Source organism: Streptomyces sp. HP-A2021 (assembly GCF_022807935.1).
Taxonomy (GTDB): Bacteria; Actinomycetota; Actinomycetes; order Streptomycetales; family Streptomycetaceae; genus Streptomyces; species Streptomyces afghaniensis.
Genome location: NZ_CP094344.1, coordinates 7,151,601 through 7,167,544, shown reverse-complemented (window position 1 = coordinate 7,167,544; position 15,944 = coordinate 7,151,601). Strand labels below are relative to the sequence as shown.

General features: G+C 70.7%; 15 protein-coding genes and 1 riboswitch. Of the genes, 7 read left to right on the top strand and 8 right to left on the bottom strand.

Annotated elements, in window-relative coordinates:
• Positions 1-99: 99 nt before the first annotated feature.
• The 3 genes from MQE23_RS32365 to MQE23_RS32355 form a co-directional block, all read right to left on the bottom strand.
• Positions 100-1,140 (bottom strand): C40 family peptidase, encoded by a 1,041-nt coding sequence (locus MQE23_RS32365; protein WP_037669487.1) that lies wholly within the window; start codon positions 1,138-1,140, stop codon positions 100-102.
• A gap of 245 nt (positions 1,141-1,385) precedes the next feature.
• Positions 1,386-2,735, bottom strand: coding sequence for an NYN domain-containing protein (locus tag MQE23_RS32360; RefSeq protein ID WP_020272954.1), 1,350 nt, complete (start codon positions 2,733-2,735; stop codon positions 1,386-1,388).
• A gap of 38 nt (positions 2,736-2,773) precedes the next feature.
• Positions 2,774-3,013 carry a hypothetical protein gene (locus MQE23_RS32355; protein ID WP_020272953.1) on the bottom strand — a complete coding sequence of 80 codons (240 nt, stop codon included), beginning with the start codon at positions 3,011-3,013 and terminating at the stop codon, positions 2,774-2,776.
• 159 nt (positions 3,014-3,172) lie between these two features.
• On the opposite strand from MQE23_RS32355, the gene MQE23_RS32350 reads away from it, so the two are divergent.
• The 7 genes from MQE23_RS32350 to MQE23_RS32320 all read left to right on the top strand — a co-directional run bounded on the left by MQE23_RS32350 (position 3,173) and on the right by MQE23_RS32320 (position 9,502).
• Positions 3,173-3,925, top strand: a complete 753-nt coding sequence (locus MQE23_RS32350) for a rhomboid family intramembrane serine protease (protein WP_243380962.1) — start codon at positions 3,173-3,175, stop codon at positions 3,923-3,925.
• Positions 3,922-4,203 (top strand): Lrp/AsnC ligand binding domain-containing protein, encoded by a 282-nt coding sequence (locus tag MQE23_RS32345; protein WP_010048935.1) that lies wholly within the window; start codon positions 3,922-3,924, stop codon positions 4,201-4,203. The genes MQE23_RS32350 and MQE23_RS32345 overlap by 4 nt, the downstream gene beginning before the upstream one ends.
• A gap of 96 nt (positions 4,204-4,299) precedes the next feature.
• A complete protein-coding gene (locus tag MQE23_RS32340) occupies positions 4,300-4,629 on the top strand; it encodes a small secreted hydrophilic protein (RefSeq protein ID WP_243380961.1) in 330 nt (109 codons plus the stop codon).
• Positions 4,630-4,687: 58 nt separating this feature from the next.
• Positions 4,688-6,070: an ATP-binding protein gene (locus MQE23_RS32335; RefSeq protein ID WP_243382835.1), complete on the top strand. Its 1,383-nt coding sequence runs from the start codon at positions 4,688-4,690 to the stop codon at positions 6,068-6,070.
• Positions 6,067-6,726, top strand: a complete 660-nt coding sequence (locus tag MQE23_RS32330; RefSeq protein WP_020272949.1) for a response regulator transcription factor — start codon at positions 6,067-6,069, stop codon at positions 6,724-6,726. Before MQE23_RS32335 ends, MQE23_RS32330 begins: the two co-directional genes overlap by 4 nt.
• Positions 6,727-6,865: 139 nt before the next feature.
• Positions 6,866-8,281 carry an SLC13 family permease gene (locus tag MQE23_RS32325; protein WP_037669503.1) on the top strand — a complete coding sequence of 472 codons (1,416 nt, stop codon included), beginning with the start codon at positions 6,866-6,868 and terminating at the stop codon, positions 8,279-8,281.
• A 12-nt stretch (positions 8,282-8,293) separates the two neighbouring features.
• Positions 8,294-9,502, top strand: coding sequence for a glycerate kinase (locus MQE23_RS32320; RefSeq protein ID WP_020272947.1), 1,209 nt, complete (start codon positions 8,294-8,296; stop codon positions 9,500-9,502).
• On the opposite strand, the gene MQE23_RS32315 is transcribed toward MQE23_RS32320, so the two are convergent.
• The 5 genes from MQE23_RS32315 to MQE23_RS32295 form a co-directional block, all read right to left on the bottom strand.
• A complete protein-coding gene (locus MQE23_RS32315) occupies positions 9,457-10,833 on the bottom strand; it encodes an aminotransferase class V-fold PLP-dependent enzyme (RefSeq protein ID WP_020272946.1) in 1,377 nt (458 codons plus the stop codon). The genes MQE23_RS32320 and MQE23_RS32315 overlap by 46 nt on opposite strands.
• Positions 10,834-10,993: 160 nt before the next feature.
• Positions 10,994-11,110, bottom strand: a riboswitch (SAM riboswitch).
• 76 nt (positions 11,111-11,186) lie between these two features.
• Positions 11,187-12,251: an anthranilate phosphoribosyltransferase gene (gene trpD / locus MQE23_RS32310; protein ID WP_037669481.1), complete on the bottom strand. Its 1,065-nt coding sequence runs from the start codon at positions 12,249-12,251 to the stop codon at positions 11,187-11,189.
• A 136-nt stretch (positions 12,252-12,387) separates the two neighbouring features.
• Positions 12,388-14,010 carry a cytochrome bc complex cytochrome b subunit gene (locus tag MQE23_RS32305; protein ID WP_020272943.1) on the bottom strand — a complete coding sequence of 541 codons (1,623 nt, stop codon included), beginning with the start codon at positions 14,008-14,010 and terminating at the stop codon, positions 12,388-12,390.
• Positions 14,007-15,086, bottom strand: a complete 1,080-nt coding sequence (locus MQE23_RS32300; RefSeq protein WP_243380960.1) for a Rieske 2Fe-2S domain-containing protein — start codon at positions 15,084-15,086, stop codon at positions 14,007-14,009. Before MQE23_RS32300 ends, MQE23_RS32305 begins: the two co-directional genes overlap by 4 nt.
• Positions 15,083-15,895 (bottom strand): c-type cytochrome, encoded by an 813-nt coding sequence (locus MQE23_RS32295; protein ID WP_037669479.1) that lies wholly within the window; start codon positions 15,893-15,895, stop codon positions 15,083-15,085. The genes MQE23_RS32300 and MQE23_RS32295 overlap by 4 nt, the downstream gene beginning before the upstream one ends.
• Between the last annotated feature and the right edge of the window lie 49 nt (positions 15,896-15,944).

The window sequence follows — 15,944 nt, the reverse complement described above, 5'->3', positions numbered from 1 at the left end:
GGCGGGGCGTGGGCTCGAATCGAGGCTGCCGTGATTCGCCCGAACGGCGGACACGGTGTCCTGATCTTGGAGTCGCCGAGGGACTCCCAGGGGCTGGGATCAGACGCGGACGCCGAACATGAACGGGCCGCCGATGGTGTCCATCGACTCGTAGCGGACGACCGTGCCGGTGCGCGGGGCGTGGATGATCTGCCCGTTGCCGGCGTAGAGGCCGACGTGGTGCAGGTCGTTGAAGAAGAAGACCAGGTCGCCGACCTTGAGCTGGCTGACCGAGTAGATCTTGGTGCCGATCTGGGCCTGCGCCTCGGAGGTACGCGGGATCTGGACGCCCGCCGCGGCGTACGCCCGGGAGGTGAGGCCGGAGCAGTCGAAGGAGCTCATGCCCGTGGCGCCGTAGACGTAGGGCTTGCCGAGCTGGCTCTGCGCGAAGGCGTAGGCCGCGGCGGCGCGGCCGGAGCCGGGCGGGACGTTGCCGGTGAGGGCGTCGCGCTCGCTGTCGCGACTGGCGCGGTCCTGCTCGGCGGCGAGTGCCGCCTTCTCGGCGGCGGTGAGGCTGTTGAGCAGCTTCTGCGCGGAGGCGAGCTTGCCCTGGACTTCCTTCTTCTTCTTGCCGAGTTCGGCGCGGGTGGAGGCGAGGTCCTTGAGCTTCTCGGAGGCCTCGGCGCGCTCCTGGGCGAGTTCGCGCTGCTTCTCCTGGACCTTCTTCAGCGCCTCGACCTGCTGGCTGCTCAACTGGTCGAGCGTGGAGGCCTTGTCGAGGTAGTCGTCCGGGTTCGCGGAGAGGAAGAGCTGGACGGAGGGGTCGATGGAGCCGGTCCGGTACTGCGACGCGGCCGCGAGGCCCAGGCTGTCGCGCAGCTCGTTGAGCTCCTCCTGGCCACGGGCGACGTTGTCCTGGATGGTGGAGATCTCCTTCTGGAGCTTCTCCTGCTTCTCCTTGGCCCCGTTGTACTTCTCGGTGGCCTGCTCCGCCTGCTCGTAGAGCTTGTCGACCTTGGCCTTGACCTCGTCCTTGCTCGGCTTCTCACTGGGGGCCGCGTTGGCGGCCTGCGAGCTGAAGGCGACGGCAGCGGCGGCGGCGGTGGTCAACACGGTCACACGTGCGCGGCTCGGCTGCTTGGGACGACGGTGGGACGCCACGGGTGAAAAGCTCCTTCTGGCCCCTCCGCCGTCTCTCCCGATGAGTGATCACCCGAGCGGAGGTTCGGCCCGACCCTAGTGACCTTCCTGTGATCAGTTCAAATCCTCAGCTGAAAAATTGCGTCACGGTGAGCCATCTTTTCATCTTGACTCACAGGCAGTGAGACCCATTTGACGCAACGTGGCACACAGACCTCACCAATTCGGGCATGAAGCCCGTAAGTTACGCATGGTGCGAACGGTCGCTAGGCCCGCGAAAGGCGCTTCAGCAGCATCGCCGAGGCCACCGGGCGGGCGCCTGCGCGGGCCACGCCGTCGGCGACCTCGCGGTCGGTGGAGGCGACGATGACCGGCCTGCCGGGCGGTTCGGCACGCACCAGCTGGCGGATCAGCTCGTCCGCGGTGACGCCCGGCTTCGAGAACAGCACCCGGACTCCGCGCGGCGGCGCGAGCAGGACCGGCGCGGCCAGTTCGGCCCCGTCGAAGACGCAGGTCACCTCGGCGCCGCTCTGCGCCGCCAGTTGCGAGAGCTGCCCCAGCAGCCGCAGGCGCTGCTTCTCCAGCGGCATCTGCGGATAACCCGTCTTGGTGACGTTGTAACCGTCGACGACGAGATGGGCCTGCGGCAGCGCCAGCAGCTGGTCGAGGACCTGTGGGTCGTCCTCGGACAGGGCGCGGGCGGCGATGTCCTTGGGGCTCATCCGGCCCGGCTCGACGGCGTCCACGGTCTCGGCGGGCCGCACGGACACCGGCGGCAGGGCCAGTTCGCGCCTGAGCCCCTGGGTGGCGTCCAGCAGGGTGTCCAGCAGCAGCCGCACCCGCATGTCCTCGACGCTGCGGCCCTCGCGCGCGGCCCGGCGCGTGGCCTCCAGGGCGGCCTCGGTCTCCCCCAGCCGGGCCTTGAGCCGCCGGCTCTCGCTCTCGGCGGCGGACACCTGGGCCTGCCCCTCGGCGCGGACGGCCTCGATCTCGCCGTGCGCCTTGCGCAGGGCGGCCTCGCCGCGCTTGACGTCACTGAGGGCGGCGCGCAGCTTGCGGTGCAGGGACTCGGCTTCCTTCTTGGCCGAATCCAGCTCCGTGCGCAGCCGCTCCGTCTCCGCCCTGGTGTTGTCACGGGCCCGGTCCAGCTCCGCGCGCAGCCGTTCCAGCTCGGCCCGGTTCTCCTCGTCGGCCCGCTCGGCGTCGGCCCGCTGGGCCTCCTCGCCGGCGGCGGTCACGAGCTTCACCCAGCCGAGCGGCCGCAGTACGTAGGCCGCGGCCGCCACGTCGAGCGGGTCCGCGGCCGGGGGCGGGGAGCCTGAGTCGAGGGCGCCGGTCAGTTCCGGCTGGGTCTCTCTGAGCTTCTCCCCGATGCGCTGCCGGAACAGCGGGTCGGTCTCCAGCGCGGCGGCCATGGCGTTGCCGGCGAACTTGGCGCGGCGGTTCGGGGCGAACCGGGCGTACTGCCTGAGCTGCGCGGGCAGCTCGCCGACCGTCAGCGAACCGAAGCCGTCGGAGACGATCTGGACGACCCTGCGGCGCACACCGTCGGGCAGCGGACGGTCGAGCACCTCAGCGGCGCCGTCGCCCGGCCCCCCGCCTGTGGTCTCCACCATCCGTCACACACCCCAATGCCTGTGCGGGCCGGCTCCCGTCAGGAGCCGGCGCCCGGCCTGTCCACGAGTTCCACCTGGTCCACCGCGTTGCACCAGCGGCAGCGCACCGACTCGATGGTCTCACTGAGCACCTCGCGCTCCTCGACCTTCGGCTCTCCGGCCAGGTCGAGGTGGACGTACTCGACGACCTTCGACGAGCGGGTCACGTCGAACCTCGTGAGGTTGCCGCAGAGGGCGCAGCGCCACCGCGTCGAGGCGGTCGGCAGGGGAACCGTCATCGTGACCTGTTCTCTTTCCTTCTAGTGTCCGTGACGCCACCGGCATCCCCGGTGCGTATGGCTCGTAACCCTACGGCCTGGCGGGTCCTCGCCGCCCACGCGTCCACGGCGGCGAGGCGGTCTGTGCGGTTGCGTCCCGTTACGTCATGCTCTGTGTCCATGATCAGCAAGTGGAGTGCGTCGTTCGTCCGGGCCGGCAGATCGGTCGCGGGGTCGTCGGCGCCGGTGACGTACTCACTGATCGCCCTGTGCTGCGCGGTCTTCCTGGTCGGCCCCGCCTCGGGCCTCGGTCCGGCGTACGGCACGGGCGACGACCTGCTCGCCGCGCAGCGGGCCTATTTCCGGCGCTGGGGCGTGATCCCCGCAGAACTGTTCGAGGGGTCCGCCGGATCGGCCCTCACCCCCGCGACGGCCCTCTTCGTCCACGGCAGCTGGGTGCACCTGCTCGGCAACATGCTCTTCCTCTACGTCTTCGGGGCGATGACCGAGGAACGGATGGGCCGGGTGCAGTTCACCCTGTTCTACGTCGGCTGCGGCTGTCTGGCCCTGCTGGGCTACGCCGCCGTCAACGCGGACTCCGGACAGTCCCTGGTCGGTGCCTCGGGGGCGATCTCGGCGGTCCTCGGTGCGTTCCTCTACCTGTTCCCCCGGGCCAGGGTGACCAGTCTCCTGCCGTTCCTCTTCTTCCTGCCGGTGCGCTTCCCGGCCTGGGTCGTCCTGCCGTTCTGGGCGGCGCTCCAGTGGCTGGCTGCGGGGCGGGCCTCGGACGGGCCCGGGGTGGCCTACCTCGCCCACCTGGTGGGCTTCGGGCTGGGCTTCGGCTACGCCTCGGTCCGCTACGGCCGCCCCACCAGCCCTACTAGAGTGAAGCCCGCCCCTGCTCCGGCCCCCGAGGGAGAGAACCAGCCGTGATCACCGCGATCGTCCTCATCAAGACCAGCGTGGACCGGATCCCCGAGATCGCGGAGTCGATCGCCGCGCTGGACAACGTCAGCGAGGTCTTCTCCGTCACCGGCACCTACGACCTGATCGCGATGGTCCGGGTGAAGGACCACGAGGACCTGGCGGAGGTCATCCCGGGCCGGATCAGCAAGATCCCCGGGGTGGAGGGCACGGACACGCACGTGGCGTTCCGTACGTACTCGCAGCACGACCTCGAGGCGGCGTTCTCGATCGGGCTGGACAACTGAGGACCCCGCCTCGGCGGACGGGCCCGTACTCCGGATGAAGAGTTCTTCATCCGGGGTTCATCATCGGCTCCCGGTTCCGGCCGCAGGATCGGGCGCATGGCTTTCTCCCGTCGTATGGCGGCCCTGTCCGCCGTCGTGCTGATCCCGCTGGGCATCGCCGCGACCAGTTACGCCCTCGCGGACAGCCCCGAGGCGCCCAAGGTCCCGTCCCAGCAGGTGGAGCTGGACAACCGCTCGCCCACGCCCACCTCCACGCTCACACCCCCCGCGAAGTCGACGCGGCCGGAGTCCACGCCGGGCGACGAGGTCGTCTCGCGGCCCCCGGTGACCGACAGCTCAGCGAGTGACGATGACGACGACGACCGCGGCCGGGGCGCCGGAGACGACGGACCGGGCGACGACGACGGCGCAGGCTCTGACAACTGACCCCGGCCGCCGACGCGTCTCCGCCCGGGTCCGCATCCTGCTCTGGCTGCTGCTCGTGATGGCGGTCGCGCTCGCCTCCGTCGCCATGACCACCCGCTCGTTCCTGCTGCGGGACGTCGACAACCGGATCAACCGCCTGCTCACGCAGGAGACCGGCGAGTTCGCCAACTTCGAGGAGCGGGGCGGGGATCCGCAGACGGGCCGGCCGTTCACCGACGCGGACCGGCTGCTCACGGTGTTCCTGGAAAGGCAGAACCCCGACGCGGACGAGGAGCTGATCGGCCTGGTCCGCGGGGCGGACGGCACTCCCCGGCAGATCCGCCAGCGGCACGACCTGCCCGTCGCTCTGCCCCTGCACCGGGACCCCGGTGCCAAGCGCGGCATCTTCGACTCGCCCGCGTCCTCCGGTGTGCTGCACCGGCCCGAGGGCGAGATCCGCTGGGCCAAGGTCACCGTGGCCCAGCAGGGCCGGGAGCCGGACGCCGCGTTCGTCGTCGCCTTCCATCCACAGCGCGAGCAGGCCCGCGTGAACAGCATGTTCCGCACACTGCTCGTCATCTCCGGGGTCGCCCTGCTGCTGACCGTCGGCATCGCCTGGGCGGTCGCCGGGCGGATCCTCAAACCCGTAAGGGTGGTGCGCACCGCTGCGGCGCAGCTCACCGAGCAGGACCTCACCCGGCGGATCCCGGTGCACGGCAACGACGACATAGCGGCTCTCGCCGAGACGTTCAACGGCATGCTCGACCGGCTGGAGCGGGCCTTCGCCGCCCAGCGCGAGTTCGTCGACGACGCGGGCCACGAGCTGCGTACCCCCATCACCATCGTGCGCGGCCATCTGGAGGTGATGGGCGACGACCCGGCCGAACGCGAGGAGACCGTCCGGCTGGTGACCGACGAGCTGGACCGGATGAGCCGCATCGTCGAGGACCTGCTGCTGCTCGCCAAGGCCGAACGCCCCGACTTCGTCTCCCCCGAGCCGGTCCAGGTCGCCGAACTCACCGCCGACGTCTACGTCAAGGCCCGCACGCTCGGCGAACGCGACTGGCGGCTCGCCGAGGTCGCCGACCTGGAGGCCGAGCTGGATCCGCAGCGGATCACACAGGCCATGGTGCAGCTCGCGCAGAACGCCGTGCAGCACACCACCTCCGGCCAGACCATCCGCATCGGCTCCCGCGCCGACGGCCCGCACCTGGAGCTGTACGTCGCCGACTCGGGACCCGGCGTGCAGCCCCAGGACACCGAGGTGATCTTCGAACGCTTCCGGCGCGGCACGGCCCGCCGCGGCGCCCGGGGCTCCGGCGCCGGGCTCGGGCTGTCCATCGTCAAGGCGATCGCCGAGGGCCACCGGGGGCACGTACGGCTCCGCGACTCGCCCGGTGGCGGCGCCGCCTTCGCCCTCGTTCTGCACGCACCCCGGGCACCGGAAGGGGACCCCTCGTGAACCGCATCCTCATCGTCGAGGACGAGGAGCGCATCGCCTCCTTCGTGGAGAAGGGCCTGCGCTCCAACGGCTTCACCACCACCGTCGTCACCGACGGCGACGCGGGCTACGAGTACGCCCTGACCGGCGGCTTCGACCTCGTCGTCCTGGACATCGGACTGCCCGGCCGGGACGGCTTCACCATCCTGCGCGAGCTGCGTGAGGCGCGAGTGACGGTGCCGGTGATCGTGCTGACCGCGCGGGACTCCGTACGGGACACGGTGGCGGGCCTGGAGGGCGGCGCCGACGACTGGATGACCAAGCCGTTCCGCTTCGAGGAGCTGCTGGCCCGGGTGCGGCTGAGGCTGCGGACGGCTGCGCGGGCGCCGGAGGTGACGGTGCTCAGGTCGGGCTCCCTGAGCCTCGATCTCCGTACGCGGCGTGCCCGGTCCGGGGAGCGGACGGTCGATCTGACGGCCCGTGAGTTCGTGCTGCTGGAACTGTTCCTGCGGCATCCGGGGCAGGTGCTGTCCCGGGAGCAGATCCTTTCCCATGTGTGGGGGTACGACTTCGACCCGGGGTCCAACATCGTGGACGTGTACGTGCGGACGCTGCGGAAGAAACTGGGGGCGGAGCGGGTGGAGACGGTGCGGGGGATGGGGTACCGGTTGCCGTGAGTGCCACTCGGTCGCCGTTGCCGGGTGCGGGTTCGTCGTGGTTGTTCGCGCAGTTCCCCGCGCCCCTGAGGCACCGTAGTGAAAGTTCCTTCATGTGGAACTCATCGACGACTCACCGCCCGGGCGGATTCTCGACGGCGTGGCCCTGAACCTGCGAACCACTGCCTCTCTGTGCGCGGCACTGACCGTCTGCCTGCTGCTCGCGATCCCCGGGAACTTCCCGGGACTCGGTGCCGACGCCCGTTTCACGCTCGCCGTGTTCGTTCTGGCGACCTGCGCCTGGATCGGGACGTCGATCGACGACACCTACATCGCGCTGGGCGCCGGGCTCGCGCTCACGGTGACCGGGGTGATCAGCAGCGACACCCTGTTCGGCACCCTCGGTGACGCCACGGTGTGGCTGCTGATCTGCGCGTTCGTGCTGGCGGCCGCGGTGAGCCGGAGCGGACTCGCCGGGCGGGCGGCGGTGTTCCTGGTCAGCGGGGCGCGCACGGTGCGGCAGCTCGTGCACCTGACGACGGCGGCCCTGGTCGTCACCGCGTTCGCGGTGCCCGCCACCTCCGGCCGGGCCGCGCTCGCACTGCCGGTGTTCCTCGCCCTCGCCAAGGTCCTGGCCGACCGGAAGCGACTGGTCGTGATGCTGGCGCTGCTGTTCCCGACCGTGATCCTGCTGTCGGCGGTGGCGACCCTGATCGGCGCCGGCGCGCATCTGATCACCGTGTCGGTCCTGTGGGAGGCGACCGGGCAGCACATCGGCTTCACGGAGTGGCTGCTGCTGGGCCTGCCGCTGGCCGTGGCCTCCTCGCACCTGGCCGCCGAGCTGGTCCTGCTGACGACGACCCGGCGGGCGGACCGCCGCGGCCCGGTCCACATCACGCCCGAACAGATCCAGCAGCACAGCGAGCAGCCGGTGACCGGCCCCTGGAGCCAGGCCGAGAAGCGCTGCGCCCTGCTCATGGCCACGGTGGTGCTGCTGTGGTGCAGCGAGCCGCTGCACCGCGTGCCGCCCGCGCTGGTGGCGCTGATCGGCGCCGTCATCGCCTCCTCACCCGCTCTCGGCACCGTACGTCTGAAGGACGCGCTGAAGACCGTCCCCTGGTCGCTGCTGCTGTTCATGGCGGCGACGATGGCGATGGGCGTGGCGCTCGCCGACTCGGGAGCGGCTGAGTGGCTCGTCTCCGGGCTGCCGACAGGTGGCGCCCCCGTGGTGTTCCTCGCGGTCGTGATCGCGGTCAGCACGGCGGCCCACCTGGTCCTCCAGTCCCGTTCGGCCCGCTCCTCGGTCCTGGTCCCGCTCGTCGTGGCCGCCGCCGTCGGCGTCGGGGTCAACCCGGTCGCCGCCGCGCTCGCCTCCACCGCGGCCGCCGGCTTCTGCCACACGCTGCCCGCCTCCGCCAAGCCGGTCACGCTCTTCGCGCAGATCCCCGGCACCCCCACCTACACCCCGCGCGACCTGCTGCGGCTGTCCGCCTTCCTGGCCCCGCTGACCGCCGCGCTCGTGCTGCTCTTCGCCGTCGCGGTGTGGCCGCTGCTCGGCGTCTCCGTCACCCGTTAAGGAGCCCCACCCATGCTGACCCGTGTCGTCGTAGCCCCCAGCGGCTTCAAGGAGTCCCTGTCCGCCGAGGCCGCCGCCGACGCCATCGCCGCGGGCGTGCGCCGGGTCCTGCCCGACGCCGAGCTCGACCTCGTCCCGCTGGTGGACGGCGGGGAGGGCACGGCCGTCGCCCTGGCCGCCGCCACCGGGGGCCGGCTCGTCACCGTGCCCGCCACCGGCCCGGTCGGGGAGACCGTGGGCGCCCACTTCGCCCTGCTGGGCTCCGGGGACACGGCGGTCGTGGAGATGGCGGCGGTCGCGGGTCTGTCCCTCGTCCCGCTCGACCTGCGCGACCCGGGCGCCACCACCACGTACGGCGTCGGCGAACTGATCCGCTCCGCGCTCGACCGGGGCGTGAGGCGGATCCTCGTCGGCTGCGGCGACTCGGGCACCTCCGACGGCGGCGCGGGCGCGCTCCAGGCGCTCGGGGCCCGGCTGCTGGACGAGCGGGGCGAGGAACTCCCGGCCGGTGGCCGGGAACTGACGCGGCTGCACCGCATCGACCCGAGAGGCCTGGACACCCGCCTGGCGGACGTGGAACTGCTCGTCGCCTGCAACCCGTACAACGTGCTGTGCGGCGAACGGGGCGTGGCCCGGGTCTTCGGCCCGCAGAAGGGCGCGACGCCCGAGCAGGTCGAGCAGCTGTCGGCCGGGCTGGAGAACTGGGCCTTCGTCCTCACCCGTGACGTCGCCGTCCCGGACACCAACCTCCGGCACGGTCCCGGAACCGGAGCCTCCGGAGGGTTGGGCGCCGGCCTCGCCGCCCTCGGCGCCCGTCTCCTCCCCCGCTTCGACGTGCTGCTGGACCACCTCGACCTGGACGCCCGGCTGGCCCGCGCCGACCTGGTCGTCACCGCCGAGGGCGCCCTGGACCACCAGACGCCGCGCGGCAAGGTCCCCGCCGAGGTGGCCCGCCGGGCCAAGCTCTACGGCCGCCCGGTCCTGGCCCTGGCCGGCACGCTCGGCGAGGGCGCGCACGAGGTGCCGGGCGTGGACGCCTGCCACGGCATCCTGCCCGCCCCGATGGAGCTGGCCGAGGCGCTGCTCCGGGCGAGCGAACTGCTCACCGACGCCACGGAACGCGCCCTGCGGATGATCGTCCTCGGCACCCGGCTACCCCTGGTGTCCGAACCCGTTCAGGCGGAGGTGTCCGGCACGCAACGCCCGTCCTCCGTGCGGTAGTTCCACTGCGCCCCGTCCGTCACGAGTTCCCGCACTGCCCGCACGAACCGCTCCACGTGCTCGTCCGGCGTGCCCGCACCGAAGCTGACGCGGATGGCGTTGAGGGACTTCTCGCCGGGCGCGGCCTCCGGGGAACCGCACTCGCCCTGCGTCTGCGGGTCGCTGCCGAGCAGCGTGCGCACCAGCGGGTGGGCGCAGAACAGCCCGTCCCGCACGCCGATGCCGTACTCGGCGGAGAGTGCGGCGGCGAAGTGCGAGCTGTTCCAGCCCTCGACGACGAAGGAGAGCACACCGACACGCGGGGCGTCGTCCCCGAACAGGGACAGGAACCGCACCTCGGGCACGTCGGCGAGCCCCTCCCGCACCTTGGCGACCAGGTACTGCTCGCGGGCGACGAGCGTGTCGAAGCCGGCCTCCGTCAGCGCCTTGCAGGCGGAGGCGACGGCGTAGGCGCCGATGACGTTGGGCGATCCGGCCTCGTGACGGGCGGCGCTGTCGTGCCACTCCACGTCCACTCCCCCGTCCGTGCGCCGGGTGACCTTGCGGCTGGCGCCGCCGCCCGCGAGGTACGGCTCGGCCTCGCGCAGCCAGTCGGCCCGCCCGGCCAGTACGCCGGTACCGAAGGGCGCGTACAGCTTGTGCCCGGAGAAGGCGACCCAGTCGACGTCGAGGTCGGCGACGGACACGGGGTGGTGCGGGGCCAGTTGGGCGGCGTCGAGCACGATCCGGGCGCCGTGGGCGTGCGCGGCCGCCGCGAGTTCCCGTACGGGCCACAGCTCGCCGGTGACGTTCGAGGCGCCGGTGACGCAGACGAGGGCCGGACCGTAGGGGGCACGGTCGGCGAGGGCGCGCTCCAGGGTCTCGACGGCCTGGCGGGGGCTGCGCGGGGCGTCGAGGTACGTCACGCGGGCGTCGCGCCAGGGCAGCAGGGAGGCGTGGTGCTCGGTCTCGAAGACGAAGACCTGGCAGCCGGCCGGGAGCGCGGCGGCGAGGAGGTTGAGGGAGTCGGTGGTGGACCGGGTGAAGACCACCTGGTCACCGTCCCGGCAGTCGAGGAACTCCGCGACGGTCCGGCGGGCGTTCTCGAACAGGTCGGTCGACAGCTGGGACAGGTACCCGGCACCGCGGTGGACGCTGCCGTAGTACGGCGCGTAGGCGGCGACGTCGTCCCAGACCCGCTGGAGCGCCGGGGCGCTGGCGGCGTAGTCGAGCGCGGCGTAGGCGACCTCGCCTCCGGTGACGAGCGGAACGGTGACGTCCCGGCCCAGCACGGGCAGCGGGGCACAGACGGACTGGTCGGCGGCGACGGTGGAGACGGTGGAAACGGACATGGCAAAACTCCCGTGAAGGCAGGTGGAATGCGCCCGCGAGCCGTAGGGCTGCAAGCGGGGCGAAGGAGAGGAAGGGTGCGGAGGCGGGGCTCTGCGGCCCTAACGCATTCGCTGATTCACGGGAAACTCCTCGACGACCAGGACCCCTGGTTTCGCGAGGGGTCCGCGCTTGCCGCAGACCTCGCTGCCTGCGGCCTGGTCTTCACCCGGGGCACCCCGCCACGGACGGAGGGTTGCCGGACAGTCGGCCGGGGCCTCATGACTGTCACTCATGACCTGGAAAGGAACCTACGAGAATGATCGAGGTCCCGCAACCCGCGTCCGGATTGCGGGACACCCGGCGTCGGACAGCCCTACGCGTTGCTCGCCGCCACCCACCGCTCCAGGGTCCGCTTGGCGGCCCCGGAGTCGATCGATTCGGCCGCCTTCGCCATGCCGGCGCGGATCTGCTCGGCCAGCGTCCCCGGGCCGGGATCGAGGGCCACCAGGGCCGCCGCCGAGTTCAGCAGGACCGCGTCGCGCACCGGGCCCGTCTCGCCGTCCAGCAGCCGGCGGGCGACCTCCGCGTTGTAGGAGGCGTCCGCACCGCGCAGGGCCTCCACGGGGACGAGTTCGAGGCCCACGTCGCGCGGGTCGAAGGCCTCCTCGGTCACCTTGCCGTCGCGCACGACCCACACTCTGGACGTGGCGGTGGTGGTCAGTTCGTCGAGGCCGTCGTCCCCCCGGAAGACCAGGGACGAGTGGCCGCGCTCGGCGAAGACGCCCGCGACGATCGGTGCCATGCGCGGGTCCGCGACTCCGACTGCCTGGGCCCGCACCCTCGCGGGGTTGGTCAGCGGACCGAGGACGTTGAAGATCGTCCGGATGCCCAACTGGCCGCGTGCGGCGCCCACGTGGCGCATCGCCGGGTGGAACTTCGCCGCGAAGCAGAAGGTGATCCCGGCCTCCTCGGCGACCCGGGCCACCCGGTGCGTCGGCAGCTCCAGGTTGACGCCGAGCTTCTCCAGCACGTCGGACGCCCCGGACGCCGACGACGCCGCGCGGTTGCCGTGCTTGACGACCTTGGCACCGGTGCCGGCGATGACGATCGCCGACATCGTGGAGATGTTGACGGTCTTCGCCCCGTCGCCGCCCGTGCCGACGATGTCGACGGCCGGGCCCGGCACCTCGATCACGTTCGCGTGCTCGTACATCGCCCGGACGAATCCGGCGATCTCCTCGACGGTCTCGCCCTTGGCCCGCAGCGCCACCACGAGTCCGGCGATCTGGGCGTCCGTCGCCTCGCCGCGCATGATCAGGTCCATCGCCCACGCAGTGTCGTCGGCGGTCAGGTCCCGGCGGTCCAGCAGACCGTTCAACAGCAGGGGCCAGGAGCGGCCCGCCGCGGTGTCGCCTCCAGCGGGGGTCACAGCGCTCATAAGCCGCTCCAGGGTCAGGCGTCCCGCACTACGGGACGAGAGTCTCAACGAGGTCCACCCTATCCAGCCCGGGGCAGCGCGAAGGGCCCCGTCCGAACATCGGACGGGGCCCTTCAGTGGCGTGGCGAAGCAGTGATCAGTGGTGGCCGTGGCCGCTCGTGATCTCCCGGTACTCCTCGGCGGTCGGCTTCGGGATCTGGGCTCCCTCGCCGTAGTAGGACTCGCTGAGCTTGGCGCGCAGCTTCTCGGAGCCCTTCACCTTGCGCTCGACACCGTTCTCGTCGACCGTCGGGCCGATCTCGACCGGCTCGTACTGCTCGTGCGCCGTGAGCGTGTACATCTGCTCCTGGCTGAGCGGCTCGTGCACCTCGATGAACTCACCGTGCGGCAGGCGCTTGATGATGCCCGACTCGCGGCCGTGCAGCACCTTCTCCTTGTCCCGGCGCTGGAGGCCGAGGCAGATGCGCTTGGTGACGATGAACGCGAGGACCGGCCCGGCGAAGAACCCGATCCGGACGAACCAGGTGACCGCGTTGATCGACAGGTGGAAGTGGGTGGCGACGATGTCGTTGCCACCGCCGATCAGCATGATCATGTAGCCGGTGACCCACGCGACACCGAAGGCGGTGCGCGTCGGGGCGTTGCGCGGGCGGTCCAGGATGTGGTGCTCGCGCTTGTCCCCGGTGACCCACGACTCGATGAACGGGTAGAGGGCGATGATCCCGAGGAACAGGCCGAAGAGGACCAGCGGGATGAACACGCCCAGGACGAGCGTGTGACCCCAGAAGTTGATCTCCCAGCCCGGCATCGCCCGGACCAGACCCTCGGCGAAGCCCATGTACCAGTCGGGCTGCGCGCCGGTCGACACCTGGTCGGGCCGGTAGGGGCCCAGGACCCAGATGGGGTTGACGGTCGCGATGCCGGCGAGGGCCGCGATGACACCGAAGACCAGGAAGAAGAAGCCTCCGGCCTTGGCCATGTAGACCGGCAGCAGCGGCATGCCGACGACGTTCTTGTTGGTCCGGCCGGGACCCGCGAACTGCGTGTGCTTGTGGTAGAAGACCAGGATCAGGTGGCCGACCACGAGCCCGAGCATGATGCCCGGCAGCAGCAGGATGTGGATCGAGTAGAACCGGGCGACGAAGTCGGTACCCGGGAACTCCCCGCCGAACAGGAACATCGAGATGTACGTGCCGACGATCGGCACGGACAGGATCGCGCCCTGCGTGAAGCGGACACCGGTGCCGGAGAGCAGGTCGTCCGGGAGCGAGTAGCCGGTGAAACCGGTGAACATGCCCAGGACGAACAGCAGGAAGCCGAACAGCCAGTTGATCTCGCGCGGCTTGCGGAACGCGCCGGTGAAGAAGACGCGCATCATGTGTACGAACATGCCGGCGAGGAAGATGATCGCCGCCCAGTGGTGGATCTGCCGGATGAGCAGACCGCCGCGCACGTCGAAGCTGATGTCCAGCGTGGAGGCGAACGCCTCCGACATCAGCTGCCCCTGGAGCGGGACGTAACTGCCGTGGTACTCCACCTCGTTCATCGACGGGTGGAAGAACAGCGTCAGGTACACACCCGTCAGGATGATGATGATGAAGCTGTAGAGGCAGATCTCACCCAGCATGAAGGACCAGTGGTCCGGGAAGATCTTGCGCATGTTGGCCTTGGCCAGGGAGTAGATCCCCAGGCGGCCGTCGGCCCAGTCGGCGACCCGCTCTCCGGCGGGCGCCTTGCGTCGGTCTTGTGCAGTGCTCATCCGCGCTCCCAGAAAGCAGGGCCGACGGGCTCGTCGAAGTCGCCGAGCGCCTCAAGATAGCCCTCGTCGTTCACGCCGATGCGGAGCTGCGGCAGAGCGTGACCAGCGGGACCGAAGATCACTCGGGCACCGTCGGAGAGGTCGAAGGTGGACTGGTGGCAGGGGCAGAGCACGTGGTGCGTCTGCTGCTCGTACAGGGAGATCGGGCAACCGACGTGGGTGCAGATCTTCGAGTACGCGACGATGCCCTCGTGCGACCACTCGAGCTCGCGCTTGTCCTTGATGTTCTCCGGCTGGATCCGGACGATCATCAGGGCGGCCTTGGCGATCTCGTTCTGGAACTCGTGGTCGTGCTCCTCCAGGCCCTCGGGCTTGGCGAAGGTCAGCGAGCCGACCGCGACGTCCGACGGACGCAGCGGCTCGTTCGTGTTCATGTTGACGAGCAGCTTGCCCTTGGACCAGAGCGTGTGACGCAGCTTGTCCTCGGGCAGCGGGCCGAGGTCGCGCAGCAGCACGACACCGGAGAGCGGCACCAGCGTGAGCGCGCCGAACATGGTGTTGCGGATCAGCTTGCGGCGGCCGAGCGCGGACTCCTTGGCGCCCTGCTGGAAGTCCGCGAAGACCTTCTCGCGAACTTCGGGCTCCGCCTCGATCGGGTGCCGCTCGTCGGCGATCTCCACGTCCGACATCAGGGTGCGGGCCCAGTGGACCGCGCCCGCGCCGATACAGAACAGCGCGATGCCGAGCGTCATGCCCAGCGCGAAGTTCAGCGCGCTGATGTGGCCCAGCGGGAAGATGTAGACCGACTTGTCGACCGGGATCGCCACGAACGCGGCGATGAAGGCGATGGTGGCCAGCATCGACACCGTGAACATCAGGGCGACCGAGCGCTCGGACCGCTTGGCGGCCCGCTCGTCGACGTCCTGGATGCGGTGCTCGTGGGGGGGAAGGCCCGGGTCGGCGAACGGGTGCTCGTCCGTGGGGCTCAGCGCCCCGTGCCCGTGCTCGTCATGTCCTGCGGTCTGCTCGGACTGCTCAGCAGGCAGGTTCTCTTCTGGAATGTCTTGGCTACTCATGACTTCTTGGCCTTTGCGGTCCGGGCGGCGACCCACACGGCGACGGCGATCAGCCCGCCGAGACCGAAGATCCAGCCGAACAGGCCCTCGCTGACCGGCCCGAGGCCGCCGAGCTCGAGGCCGCCGGGGCTCTCGGACTTGCTGCTGTTGACCGCGTCCAGGTACGCGATGATGTCCTTCTTGTTCTTCTCCGACAGCGTGGTGTCGGGGAAGGAGGGCATGTTCTGCGGGCCGGTCTCCATGGCCTCGTAGATGTGCTTGGGGGCGACACCCTCAAGGGTCGGCGCGTACTTGCCGTGCGTCAGCGCACCGCCCTTGCCGGTGAAGTTGTGGCACTGCGCGCAGTTGGTGCGGAACAGCTCACCGCCCTTGGCGATGTCGGCACCCTGGGGGCCGTACTGCTCCTCCGTCGGGATGGCAGGACCGGCGCCCAGCGAGGCGATGTAGGCCGCGAGCTGGTCGATCTCGGCCTGGCTGTAGACGTTCTTCTTCTTCGGGACCTGCGGGCCCTGGGAGGTGGCGGCCGGCATACGGCCGGTGGCCACCTGGAAGTCGACGGCGGCGGCGCCCACACCCACCAGGCTCGGCCCGTCGGAGGTGCCCTGACCGCCGGTGCCGTGGCAACTGGCGCAGCCGACCGAGTAGAGCTTCTTGCCCTCCTCGATGGTGAGGGACTGGGCGGTTTCGTCGGCCTCAGCCTTGCTCGTGGGTGCGAACACGGCGTACAGCCCCCCGCTGAAGAGCAGCGCGAGGAGTAGGACGACGACCGCCGCCAACGGGTGGCGTCGTCGTGCGGAGAGCTTTTTCACGGATTACCCCGGTGTCAGGATCTTCTGCGTCGGTGCTTCTGGGATGCGT

Bases quoted from the DNA above. Each gene is read 5' to 3' on its own strand.
- MQE23_RS32360 (WP_020272954.1), bottom strand. From the start codon at position 2,735: ATGGTGGAGACCACAGGCGGGGGGCCGGGCGACGGCGCCGCTGAGGTG.
- MQE23_RS32355 (WP_020272953.1), bottom strand. From the start codon at position 3,013: ATGACGGTTCCCCTGCCGACCGCCTCGACGCGGTGGCGCTGCGCCCTC.
- MQE23_RS32350 (WP_243380962.1), top strand. From the start codon at position 3,173: ATGATCAGCAAGTGGAGTGCGTCGTTCGTCCGGGCCGGCAGATCGGTC.
- MQE23_RS32340 (WP_243380961.1), top strand. From the start codon at position 4,300: ATGGCTTTCTCCCGTCGTATGGCGGCCCTGTCCGCCGTCGTGCTGATC.
- MQE23_RS32335 (WP_243382835.1), top strand. From the start codon at position 4,688: ATGGCGGTCGCGCTCGCCTCCGTCGCCATGACCACCCGCTCGTTCCTG.
- MQE23_RS32320 (WP_020272947.1), top strand. From the start codon at position 8,294: ATGCTGACCCGTGTCGTCGTAGCCCCCAGCGGCTTCAAGGAGTCCCTG.
- MQE23_RS32315 (WP_020272946.1), bottom strand. From the start codon at position 10,833: ATGTCCGTTTCCACCGTCTCCACCGTCGCCGCCGACCAGTCCGTCTGT.
- trpD (WP_037669481.1), bottom strand. From the start codon at position 12,251: ATGAGCGCTGTGACCCCCGCTGGAGGCGACACCGCGGCGGGCCGCTCC.
- MQE23_RS32305 (WP_020272943.1), bottom strand. From the start codon at position 14,010: ATGAGCACTGCACAAGACCGACGCAAGGCGCCCGCCGGAGAGCGGGTC.
- MQE23_RS32300 (WP_243380960.1), bottom strand. From the start codon at position 15,086: ATGAGTAGCCAAGACATTCCAGAAGAGAACCTGCCTGCTGAGCAGTCC.